Source organism: Solwaraspora sp. WMMA2056, from assembly GCF_030345095.1.
GTDB lineage: Bacteria > Actinomycetota > Actinomycetes > Mycobacteriales > Micromonosporaceae > Micromonospora_E.
Map to the genome: position 1 here is coordinate 18,208 of NZ_CP128360.1, position 24,522 is coordinate 42,729.

The following is a 24,522-nucleotide window of genomic DNA, read 5'->3' on the forward strand; positions in this document are numbered from 1 at the left end:
TCTGCCTGCTGCTCGTCACCACTGTCACCCACTACGACAGCAGCCCCATTATTCCCAATTTCCGACTTTTTGTCGGCAGACGCTCCGGACCGGGTAGGGGCAACCCCACCCCGATCGGCCAGCCAACGCCAGTGACCGGCCGCCCCGGGGGCACATAGCGTGACCAACATGACCACCGCAACCCCTCCCCTGGAACCCCTGCCACGACCGGCGGCCGCACCCACCGGGGTGATGCTGCGCCGGCTGGTCACCGACTCGGGGTACGTACTCGTCGGCCTGCCCCTGGCGCTGGTGAGTTTCGTCGTCGGTGTGGTCGGCCTCTCCGTCGGGCTCGGTCTGGTCGTCACCGTGGTCGGGCTGCCGATCCTCACCGGCACGCTGTACGCCGTCCGGGGCCTCGCGCAGCTGGAACGGCACCGGATCGCCGCCATACTGCCGGCCCCGCCGGCCCGGGCCCGGTACGCCGCCGCCGGCCCGCACACCGGCACCTGGCGGCGGGTGCTGCTGCCGCTGACCGACCCGCAGTCCTGGCTCGACCTGGCGTTCGCCGTACTGCGGTTCCCGGTCGCTCTGACCAGCGCGACGGTCACCCTCACCTGGTGGGCCGCCGCGGTCGCGGGTTCGTCGTACTGGGCGTACGCCTGGCTGCTGCCGACCGAGGACAGCGACGGCCTGGCTGAGCTGCTCGGGCTCGGCGACGCGGCCGCCACCGACGTCGTCCTGCACACCCTGATCGGCCTGTTCTTCGTCGTCACCCTGCCGATCGTGGTCCGTGGCTGCGCGCTGCTGTCGGCCGTGCTCGCTCGGGCCATGCTCACCGGGATGGCCGCCATGCAGGACCGGATCAGTGTCCTGGAGGATCAACGGCAGGCCGCGGTCAGCGCCGAGGCGATCGCCCTGCGCCGCCTGGAGCGCGACATCCACGACGGGCCGCAGCAGCGGCTGGTCCGCCTGGCGATGGATCTCAGCCGGGCCCGGGAACAGCTGGCCGTCGACCCGGACGCCGCCGGGGCGGCCCTGGACGAGGCGGTCGCCCAGACCCGGGAGACGCTGGCCGAGCTACGGGCGCTGTCCCGGGGGATCGCCCCACCCGTACTGGTCGACCGAGGGCTGCCGAGCGCGCTCGCCGCACTGGCCGGGCGTGGCCTGCTGCCTATCGACCTGTCGATCGACCCGCAGCTGGGCACGCCCACCGACCGCCCCGGGCCGGCGGTGGAGAGCACCGCGTACTTCGTCGTGGCCGAGGCGCTGACCAACGTCGCCAAGCACAGCGGCGCCAGCCGGTGCACCGTCACCGTGCAGCGTTTCGCCGACCGGTTGACGATCGCGGTCACCGACGACGGGGGCGGCGGCGCGCACGTCGCCAAGGGCCACGGGCTCGCCGGTCTGGCAGACCGGGTCCGGGCGCACGGCGGGACGTTGACCGTGACCAGCCCACCGGGCGGGCCGACCGAGATCCGCGCCGAGCTTCCGGACTGACCGGCCGGTGATAGACATGTCAACCATGCGCGTGGCGATAGCGGACGACTCGGTACTGCTGCGGGAGGGTCTGGTCCGGCTGCTCACCGAGCACGGCCACCAGGTGGTGGCGGCGGTCGGCGACGGCCCGGCCCTGGTGGCGGCGGTGGGCACGCTACGTCCGGACGTGTCGATCATCGACGTACGGATGCCGCCGTCGCACACCGACGAGGGTCTGCGGGCCGCGGTGGCGATCCGGCGGGAGCTGCCCGGCGCGCCGGTGCTGATGCTGTCCCAGTACGTCGAGGTCTCCTACGCCGACGACCTGCTCGCCGACCGGGCCGGCGCGGTCGGGTACCTGCTCAAGGACCGGGTCGCCGCGATCGCCGAGTTCCTCGACGCGCTGGCCCGGGTGGCGGCCGGGGGCACCGTGCTGGATCCGGAGGTGGTCGGCCAGTTGCTGGCGCGACGGCGGCGCGACGATCCGCTGCGCACGTTGACCCCGCGCGAGCACGAAGTGCTCGGGTTGATGGCGCAGGGGCGCTCCAACGGGGCGATCGCCCGTCAACTGGTGGTCACCGACGGTGCGGTCGAGAAGCACGTCAACAACATCTTCGGCAAGCTGCGGCTGCCGCCGGACACCGAGCAGCACCGCCGGGTCTTGGCGGTACTGGCCTACCTGCGTGGCTGACCGGCCAGTGCGACGGCCTCGGTCAGCGTCCGGGCCACCGGCACCCCCCGGGCCAGCAGCCGGTCCGGATCGGTGAAGCCACCGGCGTACAGGATGCATGTTGCACCGACGTCCTCGGCGGCGTCCGCGTCGTCGATCGAATCGCCGATCAGGACCGTGTCGGCCGGTGCCACGTCCAGCTCCGCCAGGTGCCGGGCGAGGTGTGCGGCCTTGCGGTCGCCGCCGACCGCGCCGCGCAGTCCGTCGATCCGGCGGAAGGTCGGGGTCAGTCCGTATGTCTCGACCAACGGCACCAGTTCGTCGTGGAACCACATGGAGAGCAGGGACTGGCTGCCCGGCCAGGTACGTAGCGCCCGCTCGGCGTCCTCGGCGAGCGCACAGCTGGTCAGCCCGGCCCGGTACGCGTCGTGGAAGATCCGGTCGAGGCGACCGAACTCCTCGGCGTCGACTGCCCGGCCGAGCACGTCGGCGTAGTAGTCGGCGACCGGTCGGCGGAAGGCGACGCGGTGCTGCTGGGGGGTGAGCACCGGACCGTCGACGGTGGCGATCGCCTGGTTGGTGCAGGTGACCACCAACGACAGGTCGTCGAGCAGGGTCCCGTTCCAGTCCCACACCAGGTGCCGGTTGTCAGCGGTCACGGCCGCACGGTACCGGGGCGACGCAGGTCGGCCAGGAGCCGGTCCTCCTCGACCCGCCAGTAGCCGTGCTCGCGCTCGTCGAGCAGCACCACCGGCAGTCGCTCCCCGAAGTCGCGCTCCAACTCGATGTCGCTGTCGACGTCGAGCTCCACCCACTCCTCACCGGTCTGCGCGGCGACCCGGGCGATCGCTTCCCGCGCGACCTCGCACAGGTGGCAGCCGGATCGGGTGATCAGGGTCAGACGTGGGGTGGGGCGCGACACGCCGGGAAGCGTACCGCTTCCCGACAACCATTGCGTCGGGTAACTGACAGCGCACAGCATGTGCGACATGCGCACGCCGTCCAGCGGAAATACTTCGTCGTTGTGTAACGGACTCCACACGCTTGGGTGACGTTGGCCCTATCATCGCCTTGGGTCGACTCACCCGTTTTGCCGTGAGTCGCCACCCCTGCGCCCGAGGAGGCCGCTGTGCCCGTTATCGCACCGCACCACCACCTCAGGGAGGTGTGTCGGTCGACGGAGCGTTCCGCCGCCGCACCGGCGCGCGCCGGTGCCGGCACCCATCACACCGAGCCAGGTGCCCAGGCCCATCAGCTGGCCCGGTCGCCACGGGCAGGAACGGAGGACGCCCGATGAGTGTCTGCTCCCCCACACTGGCCCGCCCGGCGGTCAGCCGCGAGGTGCGCGCCGCCCAGGTGGCTCTCGTCGAAGGGCTCGCCCTGCTGCGCGAGTCGATGTACGACATGCTCAGCATCACGATGCGCGGCGACGGGGGCACCCGACGCGCCAGGCAACGGACCCCGGCCCCCAACGAGGTGCCCGGCCGGCACCAGCCGGGCGGCAACGCCATGCCGATCGGCGGCACGGTGACCACCCCGGCCCGGCCGACGATGCCGACCCAGCCGGACGGCAACGACGCGGAGACCACGGTCCTGCCGGTCATCCCGGACCAGGGCGGTCGGTCCGGGGGTACGCCGCCCGGTGACCATCCGGCCCGGCCCGACCCGTCCGACCCCGCCCGCGAGGTCTGGGGGCTGGTGGAGCGCGCTCAGGCGGGCGAGACCGAGGCGTTCGGGCTGATCTACGACCGGTACGTCGACACCGTGTTCCGGTTCATCTACTTCCGGGTCGGCAACCGGCAGCTCGCCGAGGACCTGACCTCGGACACCTTCCTGCGCGCCCTCAAGCGGATCGGCAGCTTCACCTGGCAGGGCCGGGACCTCGGCGCCTGGCTGGTGACGATCGCCCGCAACCTCGTGGCGGACCACTTCAAGTCGGGTCGGTACCGACTGGAAGTTACTACGGGTGACGTAATGGATGCGGAGCGCGAGGATCGGGGGCCGGAGGGAAGCCCCGAGGCCGCAGTCGTCGACCACATCACCAACGTCGCCCTGCTGACCGCCGTCAAGCAGCTCAACCCCGAGCAGCAGGAGTGCATCGTCCTGCGCTTCCTACAAGGCTTTTCGGTCGCCGAGACCGCGCGGGCGATGGGCAAGAACGAAGGCGCGATCAAGGCCCTGCAGTACCGCGCGGTACGGGCGCTGGCCCGACTTCTACCCGACGGTTTCCACGCGTGACGAACCCAACACGGGAAGCAATATCGGTTACCGGTAGTGATGATTCTCGCCACCGACCCGTAACCCAAGTGGCGAGTCAGCCGTTTCTTGGGATGCGACCGGTGGCGCCATCGCGGCACCAGCCACCAGGCACCGCGCCAGGCGCACGGGGTGACCTCCCCAACCCGCCCGGCCGTGGTCGCACCGGACGGCGGTGACACCGTCGCCGCAGCCGTGACCTGCGAAGGGAGGTGCCCGCGATGAGTAAGCTCACGCTCTTTCGCCGACGTGCCGAGCGGTTCGCACAACTTCTCGACCGTACCGACAGCAGCGGCCGGCACCACGTCCGCGATCCGCGCGACGACGAACTGGCCGGGCTCGCCGCCATCAGCCAGCGCATGGCCGAGCTACCCGCGTCACCGGTCGACGGTGTCGATCCGGACTTCCGGGCCCACCTGCGCTCGTTGCTGATCGAGACCGCCGAACGCGACGGCATCGGCGTCACCGCCCGTGCCGCCCCGGAGCACCCGCTCCCCCGCCGGTCCCGCCCCGCCCGGACCGCGGTCCGTACCGCCAAGGGTGCGGCCGGCCGGGCCGCCGGACGGGCCCGGACCCGTGCGGTGATCATCGCCACCGTGGCCGCCGGTGCCATCACCGTCTCCGGCATGTCCGCGGCCACCGAGCAGGCCCTGCCGGGCGACACCCTGTACGGGATGAAACGATCCACCGAACGCGCCCAGTTGGCGCTGGCCCACTCCGACACCACCCGTGGCCAGCTCTTCCTCGGGTTCGCCGAGGTACGGATGGCCGAAGCCCGGATCGTGCACGACCAGCCGACGGCATTCGCCGCCGTACTCGACGACATGGACGAGCAGATCCGCCACGGGGTACGTCTGCTCACCACCGCCGCCACCGAACACCGCGACCGGGCACCGCTGGACGCGATCGACGCCTTCGTCACCGCCCAGCGGGCGACACTGCGCCAACTTGCCTCCGGTGCCAGCGCGACCGCCACCCGCGCCGCCGGCACCGTCACGTTGCTGGATTCGGTACGCGCCCGGACCCAGGCCCTGCGCAACGGGCTGACCTGTGCCCCGTCCGCGACAGTCACCAGCTACGACGTCCTCGGCCCGCTGCCGGTCACCTGCCAGCCCAACCAGCGGTCCACCACCCCCGGCAACCGGGCAGAAACTCAGCAACCGGTCCCGCCGGCGACCGAGGTGCCGACCGACGTCACCGCCACCAGCATCGCGCCCGCCGCCGGAGCCGACCAGCCGCCGCTGACCGGTCAGCCGTCGTCCGCGCCACAGCAGCCGACCCTGGCCGAGCCGCAGGTCGGCGACGCCGAGCCGGCCCTGCCCCACACCCCCCGCCCGGCGGTCAAGGACAACCCCGGCGACCGGTGAACGGCAGCTGACCCGGCCAGCCATGGCGGCGGTCGCCCAGACCAGATCGGGGCCTGACGACAGCGCGGTCGCAGGCCCCGATCGGCATGCCGGCGACGGGAACCCGCCGGCCCGGCGGGCCGACCTCGTCGCCCCGGCCCTACGGGCTAACCTCGCTGGGAGGGCGACCGGAGCCGGTGATGGACGGAGTGATGTTGGCGTGGGCCGTACCCGCAGGCTGACCATCAGCACCGACGCCGCCGGCCGGACCACGGGGTGGGCGACCGCCGCACCTGACGGCACCCCGCCGACGACACCGCACCCCCGCGCGGCGGCCTTCTTCGACATCGACAACACCATGCTGCGAGGTGCCTCCATCTACTGGCTGGCCCGTGGCCTGGCCGCCCGCAACTACTTCACCACGGCCGACCTCGCCCAGTTCGCCTGGCGACAGGCCCGGTTCCGGCTGCTCGCCGCGGAACACGCCGGCGATCTGTCCCGGGCCCGGGAAGCGGCCCTGGCGTTCGTCACCGGCTGGCGGGTGACCGACGTCGAACGGCTGGCCGAGGAGATCTTCGACGAGCTGATGGCCCCGCGCATCTGGGCCGGCAGCCGGGAGCTGGCCCAACGGCACCTCGACGCCGGCCAACGGGTGTGGCTGGTCAGCGCGACCCCGGTGGAGATCGGTCGGGTGATCGCCCAGCGGCTCGGGCTCACCGGCGCGCTCGGCACCGTCGCCGAGGTCGTCGACGGTGCGTACACCGGTCGGCTGGTGGGCGAGCTGATGCACGGGCCGGCCAAGGCCGAGGCGCTCGTACAGCTCGCCGCCGTCGAAGGGCTCGACCTGCACCGGTGCAGCGCCTACAGCGACTCCGTCAACGACCTGCCGATGCTGTCGGCCGTCGGGCACGCCGTCGCCGTCAACCCGGACACGGCGCTGCGCCACCAGGCCCGGGAACGCGACTGGCAGGTCCACGACTTCCGGACCGGTCGCAGGGCGGCGCGGATCGCGGTACCGTCGACGGTCGCCGCCGGTTTCCTGGCCGGCGCGGTGACGGCCGGCCTGGCCCTTCGCCGCCGCCGGGCGTCCGGTTGACCGGGCCGGCACCGACAACGACGACGTCAGGAAGGTCATCGGGGTGACGGTCACCGCACGCCCGGTCGAGTCGACCGGGGCGCCCAGCCAGCCGGCCGGGCGGCACCGCCGACCCCGCCCCTGGCACCTCGCCGGCCTGGCCGCCGCGGTGGCGGCCGCCGTACTGCTGGTCGCGCTGCCGCAGGCCGGACCGACGTCACCGGACGCACCGGACCGGCTCCGTACGTTGACCGAGGTCTGGCCGGACGCCGAGGTCGTCGAGTTGTCGGCGAACCTGCCGGACGGGCCGGCGTACAGCCCGGTGCTGTTCCTCGACGGCGGCGCCTCGGTCGGCACCTCACCCAGCCCGGACGGCACCGCGCTGCGGCTGGTGGTCCGCACCGGCGAGAACGTCCGTGAGCTGCGCCAACTGCCGCTGAGCAGCACCCCGCAGTACGGCGGTTTCACCGTCGACGGGCCCACCCTGGCCTGGTCCGAATCCGTCGCCGACGCCGCCGGGCAGGGCCGCACCGAGATGTGGGCCGCCGAATGGGCCGGCGACGCCGCGCCACGGCGGCTCACCACCGACACCGGCGACGTCGTCTTCTTCAACTCCCAGTACGACATGGTGATCAACGACGGCCGGCTGCACTGGGTGGCCGTGGCACCCGACCCGGAGCCGGCGACCGAGCTGCGGTCGGTGCCGCTGGCCGGCGGCGCGGTCGACGTACGGACCGATCCGGGGGCCTGGGCGTTGTCGGCCTGGCCGATGATGGTCAGCGCCGGCAGCGGCGAGACCGGCCCGATCCGGGTCCGTGACCTGGAGCAGCGCCGGATCACCGACGTCCCGGCCGGCCCGACCGAGCTGGTCACCTGCGGGCCGAGCTGGTGTCGGGTGCTGGTGCTGGCAGCGGACGGACCGGGCCGCATCGACCTGATGCGCCCCGACGGTACGGACCGCCGGCGGATCGGCGACGGCACGGTCACCGCCAGCACCATCGACGTCGCCGTACTGGACCGGTTCGAGGTGCTGTCGCTGTCGGCGGCGCCGAACGCGCTCACCAACGCCCAACAGTTGATCGTCTACGACCTGCAGCGGGACGAGGCGGTCGTGGTCGCCGACGAGGTCGGCATCGTGCTCTGCCGCGGCGGTGTGCTCTGGTGGTCGGTCGGCGACAACGAGACCACCAGCTGGCAGGTGCTGGACCTGCGTACCCTGCTCGACTGAGCCGACCGGCGACCAGGCCGGCGGGCGCCGGCGGCGGTCAGCGGCCGAACGGATCCGGGCGGCGTTCCAGCAGCCGGTGCACCGCCTGCTGAATCGTCTCCCGGACCTGGTCGGCGAGGTTGAACACCACCAACGGATCGTCGACGTAGTCGGCGAACTGGGCGGTCGGGATCGGCGGGCAGAACTCGATCAGCCACTTGCTGGGCAACGGCACCAGCCCCAACGGCCCGAGCCACGGAAACGTCGGTGTCACCGGGAAGTACGGCAGCCGCAGCAGCCGGGCCAGCGGTGCGATGTCGGCGAGCAGCGGGTAGGTCTCCTCGGCACCGACGATCGCCACCGGAATGATCGGCGCACCGGTGCGGATCGCCGCCGCGACGAAGCCGCCCCGGCCGAACCGTTGCAGCTTGTAACGCTCCGAGAAGGGCTTACCGACGCCTTTGAAGCCCTCCGGAAAGACGCCGACGAGTTCGCCACCGACCAGCAGCCGCTCGGCGTCCGGGTTGCAGGCCATGGTGCCGCCGAGTTTGCGCGCCAACTCCGAGACGAACGGCAGGCGGAACACCAGGTCGGCGCTGAGCAGTCGCAGATGTCGGCGTTCGGGATGGGAATCGTACAGGACCGCCGACAGCACCATCGCGTCCAACGCGACGGTGCCCGAGTGGTTGCCGACGACCAGCCCGGCACCCTTGGTCGGCAGGTGCTCGACGCCGAAGACCTCGGTGCGGAACCACTCCCGGTACAGCGCCCGCAGCACCGGCTGGAAGACGCTCTCGGTCAGCTGCGGGTCGAAGCCGAACTCGTCCACCTCGTAGTCACCGGCCAGTCGGCGACGCAGGAACGCCAACCCGGCGGCGACCCGTTGGTCCCAGACGTCCCCCGGCTGGTCGGGCACGGCCGGCTGGCCGGCGGGGCTGCCGCCGTGGTCGGGCTCCGTCACGTCGGCATCCGTCACATCAGCTCCTGCGCCGTGCCGGCGCCGCGCCCGCGACGGATCCGCCGGATCCCGTCGAGGACCGCCTGCTCGGCGACGGCGAGCCGGTCGGCGTCGAGCATCGCGCCGGCCGGGTGGGCCCGGCGGAAGTCGTCGAACGCCTCGGCGGTGGATCGCGGGGTGAAGCCGAACTCACGGATCAGCCGGCTGGTGTCGACGACCCGTCCGTGCACGAATAGATCGATCTGGTCGAACCCGTACCGCCCCACCCCGACGCTACGGGTGAAGCCGACCGCCGTGGCCAGGCCCGGCTCCAGCACCGGTACGGCGACCCGCCCGGCCCGCCGGATCGCCTGGGACAGGGTGAGCACCCCCGGCCCGGCGACGTTGAACGTGCCGGGATGGTCCTCGACGACCGCGCGGTGCAGCACTTCGAGGGCGTCGTCGACGTGCACGAACTGCAGCCGGGGATCCCGGCCGAAGATAGTCGGCACCACAGGCTGCGCGAAGTAGCGGGTCAGGCTCGTCTCGGCGGTCGCGCCGATGAACGGTGCGAAGCGCAGTACGGTGGCGGTGACGTCCGGGCGGCGTCGCCGGAAGCCACGCACGTACGACTCGATGTCGAGGATGTCCCGGGCGAAGCCGCCGCGCGGCACCTCGCGTGGCTCGGTCTCCTCGGTGAAGACCGCCGGGTCGCGGAACGAGGCACCGTACGCCGCCGTCGACGAGCGCACCACCAGCTTGCGCAGCCCCGACGCCTGCTGGCAGGCGGCGAGCAGCTGCATCGTGCCGATGACGTTCTGCTCCTTCATCGCCGCGCGCCCGCCGTGCTGCTGGTCCGGGCCACTGACCACGGCCAGGTGCACCACGGCGTGTGCGTCGAGGTCGGCGATGATGCCGCCGGCCGCGCCGACGTCGGCGCGCACCTGGTCGACGTCGCGCAGCAGGTCCGCGAAGTCCCGCACCGGTGGGGCGGGGTCCAGACCGATGACCCGGCCGACGCCGGGGTCGGCGGCGAGCCGACCGGCGACCCGGGCGCCGATGAACCGGCTGGTCCCGGTGACCACGACGGTCGGGGACCTCACCATCCGGTCCTCACCATGCGGTCCTCCCAATGCCGGTGGGTGACCGCGGCGCGAACAAGCCGGGCCGAGGCCCGGCGGCGGTCACTTGCCGAGACGTCGACGCTGGACGCGGGTCTTGCGCAGCAGCTTGCGGTGCTTCTTCTTGGCCATACGCTTGCGGCGCTTCTTGACCACGGAGCCCATACGAAAGCCTTCCCAACACAGGTACGGGTCGATCCGTGCGCCGCGTCACCGCAGCAAGCACGTGGACCGAACTGGACAACCGACCGGGTCGGCGGGCGCACCTCCACCCGTGCGACGGTACGGTCGGCGTCAAGCCTAGCCCGCACGTGTCAACAGCACCAACGCGACCCCGGCAACACCGGGTGTCGCGCTGGCGCCGCAGTGTCCGGGCGAGTCGCTAGGCGGTCTCCCGGAAAGCTCCCCGCAGGTACTCGTGCACCGCGTGCTCGGGCACCCGGAACGACCTACCGACCCGGACGGCGGACAGCTCCCCGGAGTGCACGAGTCGATAGACAGTCATCTTGGACACCCGCATCACCTTCGCCACCTCGGCGACGGTGAGAAACGTGACCTCCGACAGCCTGCCCTCGGACTGTGGTGATCCTGCCATGGTTCACCAACCCATCCCATTCCCCGGCGCGTGCCGCCCGACGGGACCCTTCCCCGCCGCGACGGGCAACGCACGTGTTACCAGTACGGTAGCGGGGTCGCTGTGACCGGCGCGATCCGTTCCGTCATTTGACATCGGGCGGGCGGGCGGCGACACCCGTACGGGCGACCACCATGCGCGGTCAGCGAACCACCGGGCACTGCCCGCCGGAACACCGTGTGTGATCAGGCAGCCGCCTGCCGTACGTAGTCGACGCAGCCCTGGTGCAGATTCTCCCAGGATTCGCCGAACTGCAGCCGGGCCGCCTCGTCGAGGTCCAGCCCGTCGTGCACCACCGAGGTGAAGAACGCCAACGTACGTTCCTCCCCGAACCGGTCGACCAGGTGGCGTACCGCCAGGTAGCCGACCCCGTAGCCTGCGCTGACCTGCCAGTTCTCCGCGTCGGCCGTCGGTTCCACCGCGCTGAGCGGGCCCTGCCAGTCCTGCTCCAGCACCAGCCGGCGGACGTTGGCCAGCCCTTCGTAGCGGACCACCGGCCGGCCGCCGGCCGCCGCGTGCTCAGCCAACCCTTCGATCAGCCACCAGGCGGCGCGTTCGCGGTGCCCGCCGTCGGGCAGCGACGCCGCGTGCGTCATCTCGTGGCGCAGCAGGTCGGGGCGGACCACGTCGCGCAGGTTGGTGCCGTTGAGCACGATCTCGTAGTGCCCGCCGCCGATCGCGACGGCATACCCGGCCGTCCACTCTGGCCGGTCGCCGCCGTACCAGCGGCGCCACTCGTCGGCACCGGCGTAGAAGATCCGGTAGCGGTCGGGGGCGGTGCCGGTGACCGCGTACCGGTCGGCGACCAGCGCCGCCTCCTCGGCGTCACGCAGCAGTCCGGGCAGCAGGTCACGGTTCGCCGGGGTGGTCGCCACCAGCGTACGGTTGCCGGTCGCCACCACCAGCTCGCTGACCTCCCAGGGCCGCGGCCCGTCCTGCAGGGTCAGCGACGGCTCGACCGCGACCAGTTGCAGCCGGTCACCGTCGGTGCTCCACCGCTGGCCCACCACGACCGGGCTGGTCTGGCAGGACGGCACCACGAAGCAGTGCTGGTAGCTGACGAGGAGCCGCCACTGGGTGGCCGGGCTGCCCGCTGTCGACCCGGGCCCGCCGGGCACGGTCGCGGACGGCGTCGGCGTCGGCGTCGGCGTCACCGACGGTGACGGTGACGGTGTCGCGGACGAAGTTGGCGTCGGCGTCGACCCCGGTGACCCGGACGGCGTCGGCGAACCGGCCGGCGTCGACGGTGACGGGGTGGGTCCGCCGCTGGCCACGTCCGGGTCGAACGCGGTCGGCAGCATGCTGATCGTGGGACGCCAGGCAGTCACCTTCATCGCCCGCAGCGTGCGGAACTGTCGGGCCAGGTCGTCGCGGGCCGGCGAGCCCGCAGCGGCGACCGCGAGGAAACCACGTTCGTCCCCGGCGAGCAGCGCGGCGGCCTGCTGGTCGAGCAACACACCGATCTGGGTACGCAGCCACGCCTGGGTCGCCTCCGGTGGGTCACCGGGCTGCGGGCTGGGCGGAGGTCCCGTCGGTACGGCGACCGGCGGCTGTGTACGCGGCGGGTCCGGTGCCGGCAACCGGTCGACCAGCGCCACCGCCCCGACCACCGGCGTGGCGCAGAACAACACTGTCGCGACCACCCCGAGAACAGGCCACACCGACCACCGCCGCTCGCGAGGCACGCCCGGCCCGCTCGCCGCCGCCTTTACCGGCTCGGCTCCAGCGGGCTCAGCTGGATTGGCCGGCTCGGCTCCAGCGGGCTTTGCCGGCGCGGGCTCAGCGCTGACGGGTCCGCCCTCGGCCGGAGCGCTCCCAGCCGGATCGGCGGTCGGTTGATCGGTCGGCGCGGGATCCTGCCGGTCGGTCACCCGCCGAATGATACGGCCACGGCGGTGATCGAAATCCGGCCCGGGGCCGCCGGTCGGCGCCGCCGACGCCGCGCCCCGGTCAGCCGCGCCCCGGTCAGCCGCGGGACCGCAGTGCGCGGCCGAGGAACGCCACGTTCGCCGGGCGCTCGGCGAGTCGACGCATCAGGTATCCGTACCAGTCGGTGCCGTAGGGCAGGTAGACCCGCACGGTGTAGCCCTCCGCCGCGAGCCGGGTCTGCTCGGCGGGGCGCACCCCGTACAGCATCTGGAACTCGAACTCCTCCGGGGCCCGGTCGAACCAGCGCGCCCGGTCCTCGGCGATCGCGATCAGCCGGGGATCGTGGGTGGCGACCATCGGGTGGCCGGGGCCGGAGAACAGGATGTTGAGGCAGCGGACGAACGACTTGTCGACGTCGATCGCGGCCTGGTAGGCCACCGACTCCGGCTCGGCGTACGCCCCCTTGCACAGCCGGACCCGCGACCCGGCGGTGGCCAGGTCGCGGCAGTCCGCCTCGGTCCGCCGCAGGTACGCCTGCACGGCCACCCCGGTACGCGGATGCTCCGCCCGCAGCGTGTGCAGCACGTCCAGCGTCGAGTCGGTGGTGGTGTGGTCCTCCATGTCGAGGGTGACGGTGCAGTCGACGCCGGTCGCTGCGGCGCAGATGGCCCGGACGTGCTCGGTCGCCGCCGGCTCGTCGAAACGCTGCCCGAGGGCGGAGAGCTTGACGCTGACGTCGGCGCCGACGGCCAGACCGGCCCGGTCCAGCGCGTCGAGCAGCGCCAGGTACTCCGCGCGTACCGCGCTGGCCTGTTCCGCGGTGGTGGTGTCCTCGCCGAGGTGGTCGATGCTGATCGTCAGGCCGGTGCCGGTGAGCTGCGCACCGGCGGTCAAAGCCTCGTCGATCGAGGTGCCGCCGACGAACCGGCGGACCACGTCACGACTCAGCGGTGTGGTGGCGACCAGCCGTTCGATCGTGGTCGACCGGGACGCGGCGAGGATGACCGAGCGAAGCATGGGGCGAGCGTAACGCCCATGGTCACGACAGGCTCGGGCAGCGCGCAAGGTGGCGCGTGTGCCGGGCGTGCACCGGTGAGCTACAACAGGACCGTGGACAAGATCTCCCCGCGCCGGCTCCGCTCGACCAGCGTCCAGCTCGGCGCCCTCACCGCGCTGGCGCTCAGCCTCTCCGGCTGCAACATGGTCTCCGACGACGACTGCGACGACGACCGGTCGATGGGCGTCGGAGGTGGCGGCACCGCGGTGGTCGCGCTGGCCGCCGGCACGCTGACGACCGGATCGGCGGCGGACCTGGTGGACCGGGCCGGATCGGCGGCGCCGACGGCGGCCGTGCCCGACCGGGGCGGGTTCGGCACCCACCTCGCCTCCTGCGGCGGCTGAGGGTGCGCCGGGAGGTCTGCCGGCCCCGCGCGGGCTGGGACGCGACGGTACGCGAACAGGGCCTCGTGTACGTCGACACCGAGCTGCCCGACGGCGCGGTGATGTCCTACTGGGACGAATCCGCCTGCTACGCGCTCGAACTGCCGGAGGTGCTGCGGCTGGAGGAGGCGACCGAGGAGCTGCACCGGATGGCGGTGGCCGCCGCCGAACACGTGGTGGCCCACCGGCGGTACGCCGACTTCGGCATCCCCGCGTGGGCGGCCGACGCGGTCGCCCGGTCGCTGCGCGAACAGCCACCGACCCTGTACGGCCGGTTCGACCTCTGGTACGACGGCTCCTGGCCGCCGAAGCTGCTGGAGTACAACGCCGACACCCCGACCGCCCTGGTCGAGGCGGCGATCGTGCAGTGGTACTGGCTGGAGGACACCCACCCGGAACTGGACCAGTGGAACAGCCTGCACGAGCGGCTGGTCACGGCGTGGGCGCAGATCAAGGCCGGGCTGCACCGGCCGACGCTGCACGTGGCCTGGTCCAGCGAGGAGACCACCGGCGAGGATCTGATGACCGCCGGCTACCTGGCGGAGACCGCCCGGCAGGCCGGGCTGGCACCGCATCTGCTGCCGATGCTGGAGATCGGCTGGGACGGCCGGCGCTTCGTCGACGACACCGACCAGCCGGTGACGACCTGCTTCAAGCTCTACCCGTGGGAGTGGATGCTCGCGGAGCCGTACGGCCGGTTGGCGCTCGAACCCGGCACCCCGACGACCTGGATCGAACCGGCGTGGAAGCTGCTGCTGTCCAACAAGGCGCTGCTGGCGGTGCTCTGGGAGCTGTACCCGGACCATCCGTACCTGCTGCCGGCGTACCTGGACGGCCCCCGGGACATGCCGGAGTACGTCGCCAAGCCGCTACTCGGCCGCGAAGGCGCGGCGGTACGCATCGTGACCCGCTCCGGCGAGGTGCACAGCCCGGGCGACTACGGCGCGGAAGGCTGGTGCTACCAGCAGTTCCAGGCGCTGCCGGCGTTCGACGGCAACCATCTGGTGCTGGGCAGCTGGGTGGTCGCGGGCGAGTCGGCCGGCGCCGGGCTGCGGGAGAGCAGCGGCCTGATCACCGACGGCTACGCCCGCTTCCTGCCGCACTACGTGGCGGCCCACCGGGCCGGCTGAATCGTCTACGGTTGTCTGGTGGACTTCGACGCGTACGCGCGGACCGCGGTTGATCTGGTCAACTCCCCGCTCGCTGACCTCGACGACCTGAAGGCGCTGTTCCACGGCGAGCACGTCTGGATGCTCGACGAGGTCGCCGAGCGGGACCTGCCGGTGTTCCGGCGGGCGGCCAAACGCCTGCGGGACGTCTTCGAGTACGGCACCACCGGTCGCGACGGTGACGCGGTCACCGAGCTGAACACCCTGCTGGAGGCGTACCCGGTCCAGCCACGCATCTCCGGGCACGACGCCAACGACTGGCACATGCACGTGACCAGTCGCGGCGCGTCGGTCAGTTCCGAGTATCTGGCCGGCGCCGTCTGGGGACTCTCGGTGTGGCTGTGCGAGTACGGCAGTTCCCGCTTCGGCGTCTGCGCGGACGCCCGGTGCGGCAACGTCTACCTGGACACCTCGTCGAACTGTTGCCGCCGGTTCTGCTCCGAGCGGTGCGCGACCCGGTCGCACGTCGCGGCGCACCGGGCCCGTAAACGGGCCGCCGAGGAGACCTCCCTGCAACCGGTCTCCTGACCGACGCTCGCCGCTGCCCTGACCGGCGCTCGCCGCCGCCCTGACCGGCGTTACCGGTTTCCTGACCGCCGGTCGCCGGTGACGGCGGCGTCCTGGCCACCGCCGGGCACGGTCAGGTGCCGGCGGGCGAAGTCGAGCGCCTCCCGCAGGTCGGCTTCGCGCAGCGTACGGCTGCGGGCACCCCGGGTGGCGACCTCGACGGCGACCGCGCCCCGGAACCCGCGCCCGGCGAGCGAGCCGAGCAGCTCGGCGCAGGGCTGGTTGCCCCGTCCGGGGACCAGGTGTTCGTCGCGGCCGAGGCCGCTGCCGTCGCCGAGGTGCACGTGCCCGAGCGCGCCGCCCATCGTGTCGGCCAGGGCCAGCGCGTCGGCCCGGGAGGCCGCGCAGTGCGACAGATCGAGGGTGTACGAGTCGTAGCCGACCGTGGTCGGATCCCAACCGGGCTGGTAAGGGACGAACTCGCGGCCGGCCATCCGTACCGGGAACATGTTCTCCACCGCGAACCGCAGGTCCGGGTGGGCGGCCTGCAGGGTCCGCAGCCCGTCGGCGAAGGTACGCGCGTAGTCACGCTGCCAGCTGAACGGCGGGTGCACCACCACGGTCGGCGCGCCGAGGGTCTCGGCGAGCACCGCGGAGCGGCGCAGCCGCTCCCACGGGTCGGCGCTCCACACCCGCTGGGTGACCAGCAGGCAGGGGGCGTGCACGGCGAGCACCGGCACCCCGTAGTGCGCGGCGAGGCCCTTGAGCGCACCGGCGTCCTGACTGACCGCGTCGGTCCAGACCATCACCTCGATGCCGTCGTAGCCGAGGGCGGCGGCCAGCTCGAAAGCGGCCGCCGTCGGCTCGGGGAAGACCGAGGAGCTGGAGAGCAGTACGGGTACCGCGGAGGTCACGTCGCCAGCCTAGCCCGGTGTGGTGCGCTCCGCCGATCGGTGATCCGGACCCCAGCCCGGAGCGGGTTCCAGCTGCGCCATCCGACGCAGGATCACCCCTTCCCGCAACGCCCACGGGCAGATGTCCAGGCTCTCGATTCCCAGCTGGCGCATCACCGACTCGGCCACCACCGCCCCCGCCAGCAACTGGTGCCCCCGGCTCGCGCTGACCCCTTCCAGCTCGTGCAGCTCGGCCGGCGGGATGTGCCGGATGAAGCCGGTCACCTGCCGCAGGCCGGTACGGGTGAGCCGACGCGGCGCCCACAGCCCGGCGCTCGACGGTGCCGCCCCGGTGAGCCGTGCCAACGTCCGGAACGTCTTGGAGGTGCCGACCGCCCGGTCCCAGCCCTGCGCCTGCAGTTGCGGGATGAGCGGTTGCACCTGGTCGTCGACGTACTCGCGCAGTTCGGTGACGAACGCGGCCGGCGGCGGGCTGGTGGTGAACGGGGTGACGCCGAGCCGTTCCCGGGTCAGCCGGCCGGCGCCCAGCGGCAGCGACTGGGCCAGGTGCGGTTCCTCGTCGATGCCGGCGGCCAGCTCCAGCGACCCGCCACCGATGTCGAGCACCAGCAGACGTCCCGCCGACCAGCCGAACCAGCGGCGGACCGCCAGGAACGTCATCCGGGCCTCGTCGGCGCCGGAGAGCACCTGCAGGTGCACACCGGTCTCGGCCCGGACCCGGGCGAGCACCGCCGCCGAGTTGGTGGCGTCGCGTACGGCCGAGGTGGCGAACGCCATCAGTTCGCTGGTCTGCCACTGGTCGGCCGCCGTCCGGGCCGTGACGACCGCGGCGACCAGGGCGTCCGCGCCGGCCGGGGTGAGCGCGCCGTCGGGGCCGATCTGCTCGGCCAGCCGCAGCAACGACTTCTCCGAGTGCGCCGGCCACGGGTGGGCGCCGGGGTGCGCGTCCACCACCAACAGGTGCACGGTGTTGGAACCGACGTCGAGCACACCCAGTCGCATGTGATCACCCTAGGCCAACCCGGCGAACCGACCACCGGCCCGGCGAACCGACCGCCGTACCGCCGGTTCGGCATGCCGGCGGTCTCCCGCACCGTGCCGGCCGCCTGCCCAGCCCACCTGCGGTGGCAGGCGTACGCTGGCCAGGTGGCACGCCGTGACGAGCTCCGCGTACTGGTCGAGGACCCGGCCGACCCCCGCAGCCGGGAGGTCGGTCTCGACTTCGCCCGGGAGTGGATCGAGTTCACCGATCCGGCCGACGCCACCCATCTGGTCCGCGCCGACCTGACCTGGTTGCTGTCGCGCTGGACGTGTGTGTTCGGGCAGTCCTGCCACGGCATCATCGCCGGTCGGGCCGCCGACGGCTGCTGCTCGCACGGCGCGTTCTTCACCGACGCCGACGACGAGAACCGGGTCAAGGCGGCGGCGAAGCGGCTCACCCCGCAGACCTGGCAGCACCACCGGCGCGGGTTCAAGAACTACACCGAGTTGGACACCGTCGACGGCGAGAACCCGGCCCGGCGTACCGCGACGCGCTCCGCCGACGGGCCGTGCGTGTTCCTCAACGACGCCGACTTCCCCGGCGGCGGCGGTTGTGCCCTGCACGCGCAGGCGCTGCGCGACGGGGTGCACCCGCTGGAGTACAAGCCCGACGTCTGCTGGCAACTGCCGGTGCGCCGGGACCAGGAGTGGACCAAGCGACCGGACGGCAGCAAGGTGCTGGTCTCCACGCTCACCGAGTTCGACCGGCGGGGCTGGGGTGCCGGCGGCCACGACCTGGACTGGTGGTGCACCTCGTCGCCGGAGGCACACGTGGGCGCCGAACCGATGTACCGCTCGTACGAACCGGAGCTGACCGCGCTGATCGGCAAGGCCGCGTACGCCCGGCTGGCCGAACTGTGTGCCGCGCGGGCGCGGCGCGGCCTGGTCGCGGCCCATCCGGCCACCCCCACGCGCCGGCCACCGGCCGCGCGACAGGTGGACTGACCAGCGTGCCGGGCAGGCGGGCCACCACTGACCGGCGGTACGCCGCCGGTCAGGGCTCGAACTTGTAGCCCAGGCCACGGACCGTGACGATGTAGCGCGGCGCCGACGGTTCCGGTTCGATCTTCGACCGCAGCCGCTTGACGTGGACGTCGAGCGTCTTGGTGTCACCGACGTAGTCGGCACCCCACACCCGGTCGATCAGCTGGCCCCGGGTCAGCACCCGGCCGGCGTTGCGCAGCAGCAGTTCGAGCAGCTCGAACTCCTTGAGCGGCAACTGCACGGAGGCGCCGGCGACCGTGACGACGTGCCGTTCGACGTCCATCCGGACGGGGCCGGCGCTCAGCGTCGGGGTGGCCGGCTCGGCGGCCTCGGTGCTCTGCCGGCGCAGCACGGCGCGGATCCGGGCGACGAGTTCCCGGGGCGAGTACGGCTTGGTGACGTAGTCGTCGGCGCCGATCTCCAGCCCGACCACCTTGTCGATCTCACTGTCCCGGGCGGTGACCATGATGATCGGCACCCGGGAACGCTGCCGCAGCTCCCGGCAGACCTCGGTGCCGGACATCTCCGGCAGCATCAGGTCGAGCAGGACGATGTCCGCGCCGGTGCGGTCGAACTCGGTGAGCGCCACCGTGCCGGTGGGCGCGACCGAGACCTCGAACCCCTCTTTGCGCAGCATGTAGGAGAGCGCGTCGGAGAACGATTCCTCATCCTCGACCACGAGTACGCGGGCCAACTGATCTTTCCTTCCGTGTGTCCGGCCTGATCGCTCAGACCTGGTCAGACGCGGCCGGACCAAGCTCGATCTCAACCGATTCGGGCAACGGCAGGGCGGCGTCCGGCGGGCTGGCGGGCAACCGCAGGGTGAACGTCGACCCCCCACCCAATGTGCTGGACACCTCGACCCGACCGCCATGGTTGGTGACGATGTGTTTCACGATGGCCAGCCCCAGTCCGGTGCCTCCGGTGGTGCGCGACCGGGCCTGGTCGGCCCGGTAGAACCGCTCGAAGATCCGGTCGACGTCGTCCGGGGCGATCCCGATGCCCTGGTCGGCGACGGCGATGTCGACGTGGTCGTCGCCACGGGAGATGGTCACCGTGACCCGGGTGCCCTCCCCGGAGTAGGCGACGGCGTTCTCCACCAGGTTGGCCACGGCGGTGGCGATCTGGCTGTCGCTGCCGTAGACGGTCAGCCCGCGTTCGCCGGCCACCACCACCTCGATGTGCCGGGCGGCGGCGGTGGTCCGGGTCCGGTCCACCACCTCGGCGAGCACCCAGTCGACGGCGATCGGGTCCGGCGCGGGCAGTGGCTCGGCGCCCTGCAGCCGGGTCAGTTCGAGCAGTTCGTTGACGAGCCGGCCGAGCCGGGTCGACTCGTGCTGGATCCGTTCGGCGAAGCGGCGGGCGGCGGCGACGTCCTCGGACGGGTCGGCGACCTCGCTGTCCGGGTCGGTGGCGTCCAGCAGCGCCTCGGCGAGCAGTTGCAGCGCACCGATCGGGGTCTTCAGTTCATGGCTGACGTTGGCCACGAAGTCCCGTCGGACCCGGGCCACCCGGTGCGACTCGGTGACGTCGGCGGCCTCGATCGCGACGTGGTTGCCGCTGAGGCCGACGGCGCGCAGGTGCACGCCGAGCGGGTCCTGGGCGCCGCCCTCCCGGCCCCGGGGCAGGTCGAGCTCGACTTCCCGGCGTACCCCGGTGCGGCGTACCTGCCCGGCGAGGGTGCGGATGATCGGATGCGCGGTGATGCTGCCCGGGGTTGGCCCGGCCCGGAGCATCCCCATCGCGCGGGCCGCCGGGTTGATCAGGACCGGTACGTCGGTGGCGTCGAGCACCACCACGCCGACCCGCAGCGAGTCGAGGCTCTTGCGGGCCAACGAGTCGAGAACCCCGCGCTGCGGTGCCGGCGCGGCGGTGTCGTTGGCGACGATCGACGGCCTCCCGGAGGTCGGCGTGAGCTGCCCGCCACGGCGGGATGCCGTGGCGGATGCCAGTTGTCGTGCCCGGGCTCGCGCCAGGAGCAGTCCGGCGGCGAGCCCGCCGCCGGTACCGACGGCCGCGCCGCCGGCCAGAACCGCCCAATCCACGGGGCGATCGTAGAGTCATTGTTAACCTGGCCGGCCACCCGAACAGGACATATCACACCGCGAACAGCAGATGTTCATACGGCAGCCCCGCTCTGTTCACCCGTGTTCATCTGAGGGCCCCGCAGCAGCAATACGGTGTGGGCGACCCCGGAAGGCACCGCTCACCGGGCCGGCCCCGACGACGGAAGGCGATCATGCGCGAGGAGTTCCAGGCCGAACTGCAGGAAATCAGCGACCTGCTGGTGTCGATGGCGGAGGCGGCGCGGGTCGCGCTGCGCCGGGCCACCGGTGCGCTGTTGACGGCCGACCGGGAGGCCGGCGAACTGGTGCTGGTCAGCGACGCGGAGATCGACGCGCTGTACCGCACCGTCGAGGAGCGGGTCACCGACCTGCTGGTCCGGCAGGCACCGGTCGCCTCCGACCTGCGGATGGCGATCACCGCGCTGCACGTGGCCTCCGGGCTGGAGCGGATGGGCGACCTGGCCGACCACGTGGCGAAGACCGCGTTGCGTCGGCACCCGTCACCGGCGGTACCGGCCGAGCTGCGCGAGGTGTTCTCGGAGATGGCGAGGGTCGCCGACCGGATGATCGCCAAGGTGATCGAGGTGCTGCGGACCCCGGACGCGCAGACCGCCGCCGAGCTCGACGGCGACGACGACGCCATGGACGAGCTGCACCGCCAGTTGTTCAAGACCCTGCTGGGCAAGGACTGGCCGTACGGCGCGGAGACCGCGATCGACGGAGCGCTGCTCGGGCGCTTCTACGAGCGGTACGCCGACCACGCCGTCAACGCCGGCCGCCGGGTCGTCTACCACGTCACCGGCGTCACCCCGACCGACTGAGGTGCGTCGCGGGTCGGGCCGGGCGCGCCCGGCCCGACCCGCGACCGCTGGCTCAGCGGCCCTGGTTGGCCACGGCGGCGGCGGCCGCCGCCGCGGCGTCCGGATCGAGGTAGTCGCCGCCCGGGTTGACCGGGCGCAGCGCACCGTCCAGGTCGTAGCGCAGCGGGATCCCGGTCGGGATGTTCAGCTTGGCGATCGCCTCGTCGGAGATCCCGTCGAGGTGCTTGACCAGCGCCCGCAGCGAGTTGCCGTGCGCGGCCACCAGCACCTGCTTGCCGGCGAGCAGGTCCGGCACGATCGCGTCGTACCAGTACGGCAGCATCCGGGCCACCACGTCGGCCAGGCACTCGGTGCGCGGCATCAGTTCGGGCGGCAGCTCCCGGTAGCGGGCCTCCCCCACCTGCGACCAGTCGTCGTCGTCGGCGATCGGCGGCGGCGGGGTGTCGTACGAGCGGCGCCAGAGCATGAACTGCTCCTCGCCGTACTCTTCGAGGGTCTGCTTCTTGTTCTTGCCCTGCAGCGCACCGTAGTGCCGCTCGTTGAGCCGCCAGGACCGGCGAACCGGGATCCAGCCCCGGTCGGCGGTGTGCAGCGCCAGCTCGCTGGTGCGGATGGCCCGCCGCAGCACGCTGGTGTGCACGATGTCGGGCAGCAGGTTGTGCTGGGCCAGCAGCTCACCGCCGCGCCGCGCCTCGGCTTCGCCCTTGGCGGTCAGGTCCACGTCGACCCAACCGGTGAAGAGGTTCTTCGCGTTCCACTCGCTCTCTCCGTGCCGGAGCAGCACCAGTGTCCCCACAGTCATGCGCTCCATCCTGCCGGACCCGCCGCTCGCCGGTGCACCGGGTGCGGGCCCGGGCCGGTAGGGGTGATGACCACCACGTGGTAATTCGGCTGCCACGGCGACCCGCCGACCATTAGCGTGTAAGGGATGCATCAGTTGAGGGTCATTACATGCACGGGGGTACGGTGGTGCGGGGCGCGCAGGGGTGGCTACAGCGGACCGCCGGTGGACTGCCCCGGAGCTTCTGGTACCTGTGGACCGGCAGCCTGATCAACCGACTCGGCTCGTTCGTGGTCATCTTCCTGGCGATCTACCTGACCGCCGGACGCGGCCTGTCCGAAGCGCAGGCCGGGCTGGTGCTCGGTGCCTGGGGCGCCGGTGGCGCGGTCGGCACGCTGCTCGGCGGCACGTTCGCCGACCGTTGGGGCCGCCGCCCGACACTGCTCACCGCCCACCTCGGCACCGCCACCATGCTGCTCGCGCTCGGCCTGGCGCAGCGGTGGTGGCTGCTGCTGCTCGGCGCGGCCCTGCTCGGCATGTGCAACGAGGGCGCCCGACCGGCGTACGGGGCGATGATGATCGACGTGGTGCCGGCCGCCGACCGGCTGCGCGCCTACTCGCTCAACTACTGGGCGGTCAACCTCGGGTACGCCTTCGCCGCCGTCCTGGCCGGGCTGGCCGCACAGGTCGACTACTTCCTGCTGTTCGCGGTGAACGCGGCGACCACGCTGGCCACCGCCGCGATCGTGTTCGTCGCCGTCGGTGAGACCCGACCGGCGGCAGCCGGGCCGGCCGCCGCCGCGAGCGGACTCACGACCCGGCCAGCCGGACTGCGTACGGTCTTCGCCGACCGGGTCTTCCTCGGCTTCGTGGGGCTCAACGTGCTGCTGGCGGTGGTGTTCATGCAGCACAGTTCGATGTTGCCGATCTCGATGGCGGCCGACGGGCTCTCCCCGGCCACCTTCGGCGCGGTGATCGCCCTCAACGGGGTGCTCATCGTCGCCGGGCAGCTGTTCGTGCCCCGGCTGATCGCCGGACGCAGCCGGTCGCACGTGCTGGCGCTGGCAGCGGTGATCGTCGGGGTCGGGTTCGGGCTGACCGCCGCCGCCGACGTCGCCTGGTTCTACGCGGTCACCGTGCTGATCTGGACCGTCGGCGAGATGCTCAACTCGCCGTCGAACGCCACCCTGATCGCCGAGCTGACCCCACCACAGGTCCGGGGCCGCTACCAGGGCGTCTTCTCGTTGTCCTGGTCGGCCGCCGCGTTCATCGCGCCGATCGCCGGCGGGGCCGTCTGGCAGTACGCCGGGGACACCGTGCTCTGGCTGGGCTGCGCGATGATCGGCGTGGTGGTGGCAGTCGGTCAACTGCTGGCCGGTCCGGCCCGCGAACGGCGCGCCGCCGAACTGCGTACCGCCGAACTCCGCGCCGCCGAGCCACCAGCCGTCGAGCTGCGTGCCGCGACACCACGTACCGCCGTTGTCGCGCGCAGCGACTGAGCGCCTGCCGTCGATACGCGAACAGGGAAGCCCGGCGGTGGGGAGCGACGCTCACCCCCGTAAGCGTCGCTCCCACTCACCGCCGGTTCCGGGTGGCGCCGTCCCCCAACGGCCCAATGCCACCGATCCCCCACGCACTGCCCGGTCAACCGGACCGAACCGGTCCGGTGGCCCCCAGCCAATTGCCGGGCGCGGCGCGTACCACAACCGTAGTTCCTGGCAGTTCCCACCGACAAGCGGATCGGGTTGTACCGCCAATCACACAGGCAGGTACATCGTCGAGGTTTAGTCCACCACCGCCCACCGAACCGTGACGGCGACGATACGCTCAGGCATCTTCACGGTGTGGTGATTCCAGCCGGAAGAAATTGCTCGGCGTACCGTCCGTGCGCTGCTCCTGATAGATGAAATTGAGACGCCGTTCATCAAAAGTCGCAAACCACTCATCCCAGGAGATCGACCGAAGGTTCGCGCCGCCGTACCCGGGGAAGTCGATCCGCAGCACGCTGGGCCGACCGTCCCGGGGCGCGCCGACGGTGGCCGGACTGCCACCCCGCGCCTGGGCCCACTTCTTGATCACTGCCCGGTTGGTGGTCACCAGGCTCCGGCCGGCCCGTTCGGCGTGCTGCTGCGGGCTGTCGATACGCTGCGCGTAGGCCAACGACCGCGACGACGCCGGACCGGTCCGGATCGACCCACCGGCAGCGCCGGACCTGGCACCACTGGT

25 protein-coding genes and 1 pseudogene are annotated in these 24,522 nt (G+C 72.3%); 12 read left to right on the plus strand and 14 right to left on the minus strand.

All coding sequences use genetic code 11. The annotated features are described in order from the left end of the window. Positions 1-168: 168 nt before the first annotated feature. Together O7608_RS00085 and O7608_RS00090 are read left to right on the plus strand one after the other, a co-directional pair. Positions 169-1,479 (plus strand): sensor histidine kinase, encoded by a 1,311-nt coding sequence (locus tag O7608_RS00085; RefSeq protein WP_289208048.1) that lies wholly within the window; start codon positions 169-171, stop codon positions 1,477-1,479. A gap of 25 nt (positions 1,480-1,504) precedes the next feature. After that, positions 1,505-2,149: a response regulator transcription factor gene (locus O7608_RS00090; RefSeq protein WP_289211134.1), complete on the plus strand. Its 645-nt coding sequence runs from the start codon at positions 1,505-1,507 to the stop codon at positions 2,147-2,149. Here the strand turns inward: O7608_RS00090 and O7608_RS00095 are convergent. Both O7608_RS00095 and O7608_RS00100 read right to left on the minus strand, forming a co-directional pair. Then, positions 2,134-2,787, minus strand: a complete 654-nt coding sequence (locus O7608_RS00095; RefSeq protein WP_289208049.1) for an HAD family hydrolase — start codon at positions 2,785-2,787, stop codon at positions 2,134-2,136. The two genes, O7608_RS00090 and O7608_RS00095, sit on opposite strands and share 16 nt — an antisense overlap. Beyond that, positions 2,784-3,050, minus strand: a complete 267-nt coding sequence (locus O7608_RS00100) for a glutaredoxin family protein (protein WP_289208050.1) — start codon at positions 3,048-3,050, stop codon at positions 2,784-2,786. Before O7608_RS00100 ends, O7608_RS00095 begins: the two co-directional genes overlap by 4 nt. A 482-nt stretch (positions 3,051-3,532) precedes the next feature. On the opposite strand from O7608_RS00100, the gene O7608_RS00105 reads away from it, so the two are divergent. The 4 genes and pseudogenes from O7608_RS00105 (at position 3,533) to O7608_RS00120 (ending at position 8,033) form a co-directional block, all read left to right on the plus strand. After that, positions 3,533-4,366 (plus strand): ECF subfamily RNA polymerase sigma factor, BldN family, encoded by an 834-nt coding sequence (locus tag O7608_RS00105; RefSeq protein ID WP_289211135.1) that lies wholly within the window; start codon positions 3,533-3,535, stop codon positions 4,364-4,366. A gap of 239 nt (positions 4,367-4,605) precedes the next feature. Next, a pseudogene (locus O7608_RS00110) lies at positions 4,606-5,493 on the plus strand (DUF5667 domain-containing protein); the annotation flags it as partial. A gap of 457 nt (positions 5,494-5,950) precedes the next feature. Continuing rightward, positions 5,951-6,826, plus strand: coding sequence for an HAD family hydrolase (locus O7608_RS00115; RefSeq protein ID WP_289208052.1), 876 nt, complete (start codon positions 5,951-5,953; stop codon positions 6,824-6,826). A gap of 43 nt (positions 6,827-6,869) precedes the next feature. Next, positions 6,870-8,033 (plus strand): hypothetical protein, encoded by a 1,164-nt coding sequence (locus O7608_RS00120; RefSeq protein ID WP_289208053.1) that lies wholly within the window; start codon positions 6,870-6,872, stop codon positions 8,031-8,033. Positions 8,034-8,070: 37 nt separating this feature from the next. Here O7608_RS00120 and O7608_RS00125 read toward each other — a convergent pair whose 3' ends face one another. The 6 genes from O7608_RS00125 to O7608_RS00150 form a co-directional block, all read right to left on the minus strand. Next, the gene (locus O7608_RS00125; RefSeq protein ID WP_289208054.1) at positions 8,071-8,973 is read right to left on the minus strand and encodes a lysophospholipid acyltransferase family protein; all 903 of its coding nucleotides are present in this window, start codon (positions 8,971-8,973) and stop codon (positions 8,071-8,073) included. Positions 8,974-8,984: 11 nt separating this feature from the next. Next, positions 8,985-10,055 (minus strand): NAD-dependent epimerase/dehydratase family protein, encoded by a 1,071-nt coding sequence (locus tag O7608_RS00130; RefSeq protein ID WP_289208055.1) that lies wholly within the window; start codon positions 10,053-10,055, stop codon positions 8,985-8,987. A 78-nt stretch (positions 10,056-10,133) separates the two neighbouring features. Then, on the minus strand, positions 10,134-10,235 hold the full coding sequence (locus tag O7608_RS00135) for a 30S ribosomal protein bS22 (RefSeq protein WP_007465623.1): 102 nt from the start codon (positions 10,233-10,235) through the stop codon (positions 10,134-10,136). A gap of 217 nt (positions 10,236-10,452) precedes the next feature. Next, the gene (locus O7608_RS00140) at positions 10,453-10,665 is read right to left on the minus strand and encodes a helix-turn-helix domain-containing protein (RefSeq protein WP_282225378.1); all 213 of its coding nucleotides are present in this window, start codon (positions 10,663-10,665) and stop codon (positions 10,453-10,455) included. A gap of 224 nt (positions 10,666-10,889) precedes the next feature. After that, complete coding sequence (locus O7608_RS00145; protein WP_289208056.1) at positions 10,890-12,365, minus strand: hypothetical protein; 1,476 nt, start codon at positions 12,363-12,365, stop codon at positions 10,890-10,892. 304 nt (positions 12,366-12,669) lie between these two features. Beyond that, positions 12,670-13,590, minus strand: a complete 921-nt coding sequence (locus O7608_RS00150) for a proline dehydrogenase family protein (RefSeq protein ID WP_289208057.1) — start codon at positions 13,588-13,590, stop codon at positions 12,670-12,672. Positions 13,591-13,683: 93 nt separating this feature from the next. On the opposite strand from O7608_RS00150, the gene O7608_RS00155 reads away from it, so the two are divergent. Genes O7608_RS00155 through O7608_RS00165 form a run of 3 tightly spaced genes read left to right on the plus strand, consistent with a single transcriptional unit; the run spans position 13,684 to position 15,710 of the window. Next, complete coding sequence (locus O7608_RS00155) at positions 13,684-13,974, plus strand: hypothetical protein (protein WP_289208058.1); 291 nt, start codon at positions 13,684-13,686, stop codon at positions 13,972-13,974. Between the two features lie 2 nt (positions 13,975-13,976). Further along, positions 13,977-15,143 carry a glutathionylspermidine synthase family protein gene (locus O7608_RS00160; RefSeq protein WP_289208059.1) on the plus strand — a complete coding sequence of 389 codons (1,167 nt, stop codon included), beginning with the start codon at positions 13,977-13,979 and terminating at the stop codon, positions 15,141-15,143. An 18-nt stretch (positions 15,144-15,161) separates the two neighbouring features. Beyond that, positions 15,162-15,710 (plus strand): CGNR zinc finger domain-containing protein, encoded by a 549-nt coding sequence (locus O7608_RS00165; RefSeq protein WP_289208060.1) that lies wholly within the window; start codon positions 15,162-15,164, stop codon positions 15,708-15,710. A gap of 50 nt (positions 15,711-15,760) precedes the next feature. On the opposite strand, the gene O7608_RS00170 is transcribed toward O7608_RS00165, so the two are convergent. Both O7608_RS00170 and O7608_RS00175 read right to left on the minus strand, forming a co-directional pair. Beyond that, a complete protein-coding gene (locus O7608_RS00170) occupies positions 15,761-16,603 on the minus strand; it encodes a sugar phosphate isomerase/epimerase family protein (protein ID WP_289208061.1) in 843 nt (280 codons plus the stop codon). A gap of 9 nt (positions 16,604-16,612) precedes the next feature. Beyond that, positions 16,613-17,605, minus strand: a complete 993-nt coding sequence (locus O7608_RS00175; protein WP_289208062.1) for a Ppx/GppA phosphatase family protein — start codon at positions 17,603-17,605, stop codon at positions 16,613-16,615. Between O7608_RS00175 and O7608_RS00180 the strand changes: the two genes are divergently transcribed. Then, on the plus strand, positions 17,606-18,589 hold the full coding sequence (locus O7608_RS00180; protein WP_289208063.1) for a DUF3109 family protein: 984 nt from the start codon (positions 17,606-17,608) through the stop codon (positions 18,587-18,589). A 49-nt stretch (positions 18,590-18,638) separates the two neighbouring features. Here the strand turns inward: O7608_RS00180 and O7608_RS00185 are convergent, their stop codons facing one another. Both O7608_RS00185 and O7608_RS00190 read right to left on the minus strand, forming a co-directional pair. Beyond that, complete coding sequence (locus O7608_RS00185; protein WP_282225369.1) at positions 18,639-19,322, minus strand: winged helix-turn-helix domain-containing protein; 684 nt, start codon at positions 19,320-19,322, stop codon at positions 18,639-18,641. A 34-nt stretch (positions 19,323-19,356) separates the two neighbouring features. After that, on the minus strand, positions 19,357-20,673 hold the full coding sequence (locus tag O7608_RS00190) for a sensor histidine kinase (RefSeq protein ID WP_289208064.1): 1,317 nt from the start codon (positions 20,671-20,673) through the stop codon (positions 19,357-19,359). Between the two features lie 194 nt (positions 20,674-20,867). Here O7608_RS00190 and phoU point away from each other — a divergent pair, with 194 nt between their 5' ends. After that, the gene (phoU, locus tag O7608_RS00195; RefSeq protein WP_289208065.1) at positions 20,868-21,515 is read left to right on the plus strand and encodes a phosphate signaling complex protein PhoU; all 648 of its coding nucleotides are present in this window, start codon (positions 20,868-20,870) and stop codon (positions 21,513-21,515) included. Positions 21,516-21,567: 52 nt separating this feature from the next. Here the strand turns inward: phoU and O7608_RS00200 are convergent, their stop codons facing one another. Further along, complete coding sequence (locus O7608_RS00200) at positions 21,568-22,326, minus strand: phosphoglyceromutase (RefSeq protein ID WP_289208066.1); 759 nt, start codon at positions 22,324-22,326, stop codon at positions 21,568-21,570. A 158-nt stretch (positions 22,327-22,484) separates the two neighbouring features. On the opposite strand from O7608_RS00200, the gene O7608_RS00205 reads away from it, so the two are divergent. Beyond that, positions 22,485-23,795 (plus strand): MDR family MFS transporter, encoded by a 1,311-nt coding sequence (locus O7608_RS00205; protein WP_289211136.1) that lies wholly within the window; start codon positions 22,485-22,487, stop codon positions 23,793-23,795. Between the two features lie 328 nt (positions 23,796-24,123). Here the strand turns inward: O7608_RS00205 and O7608_RS00210 are convergent, their stop codons facing one another. Next, entirely contained in the window at positions 24,124-24,456 is a 333-nt protein-coding gene (locus O7608_RS00210) for a hypothetical protein (RefSeq protein WP_289208067.1), read from the minus strand. Between the last annotated feature and the right edge of the window lie 66 nt (positions 24,457-24,522).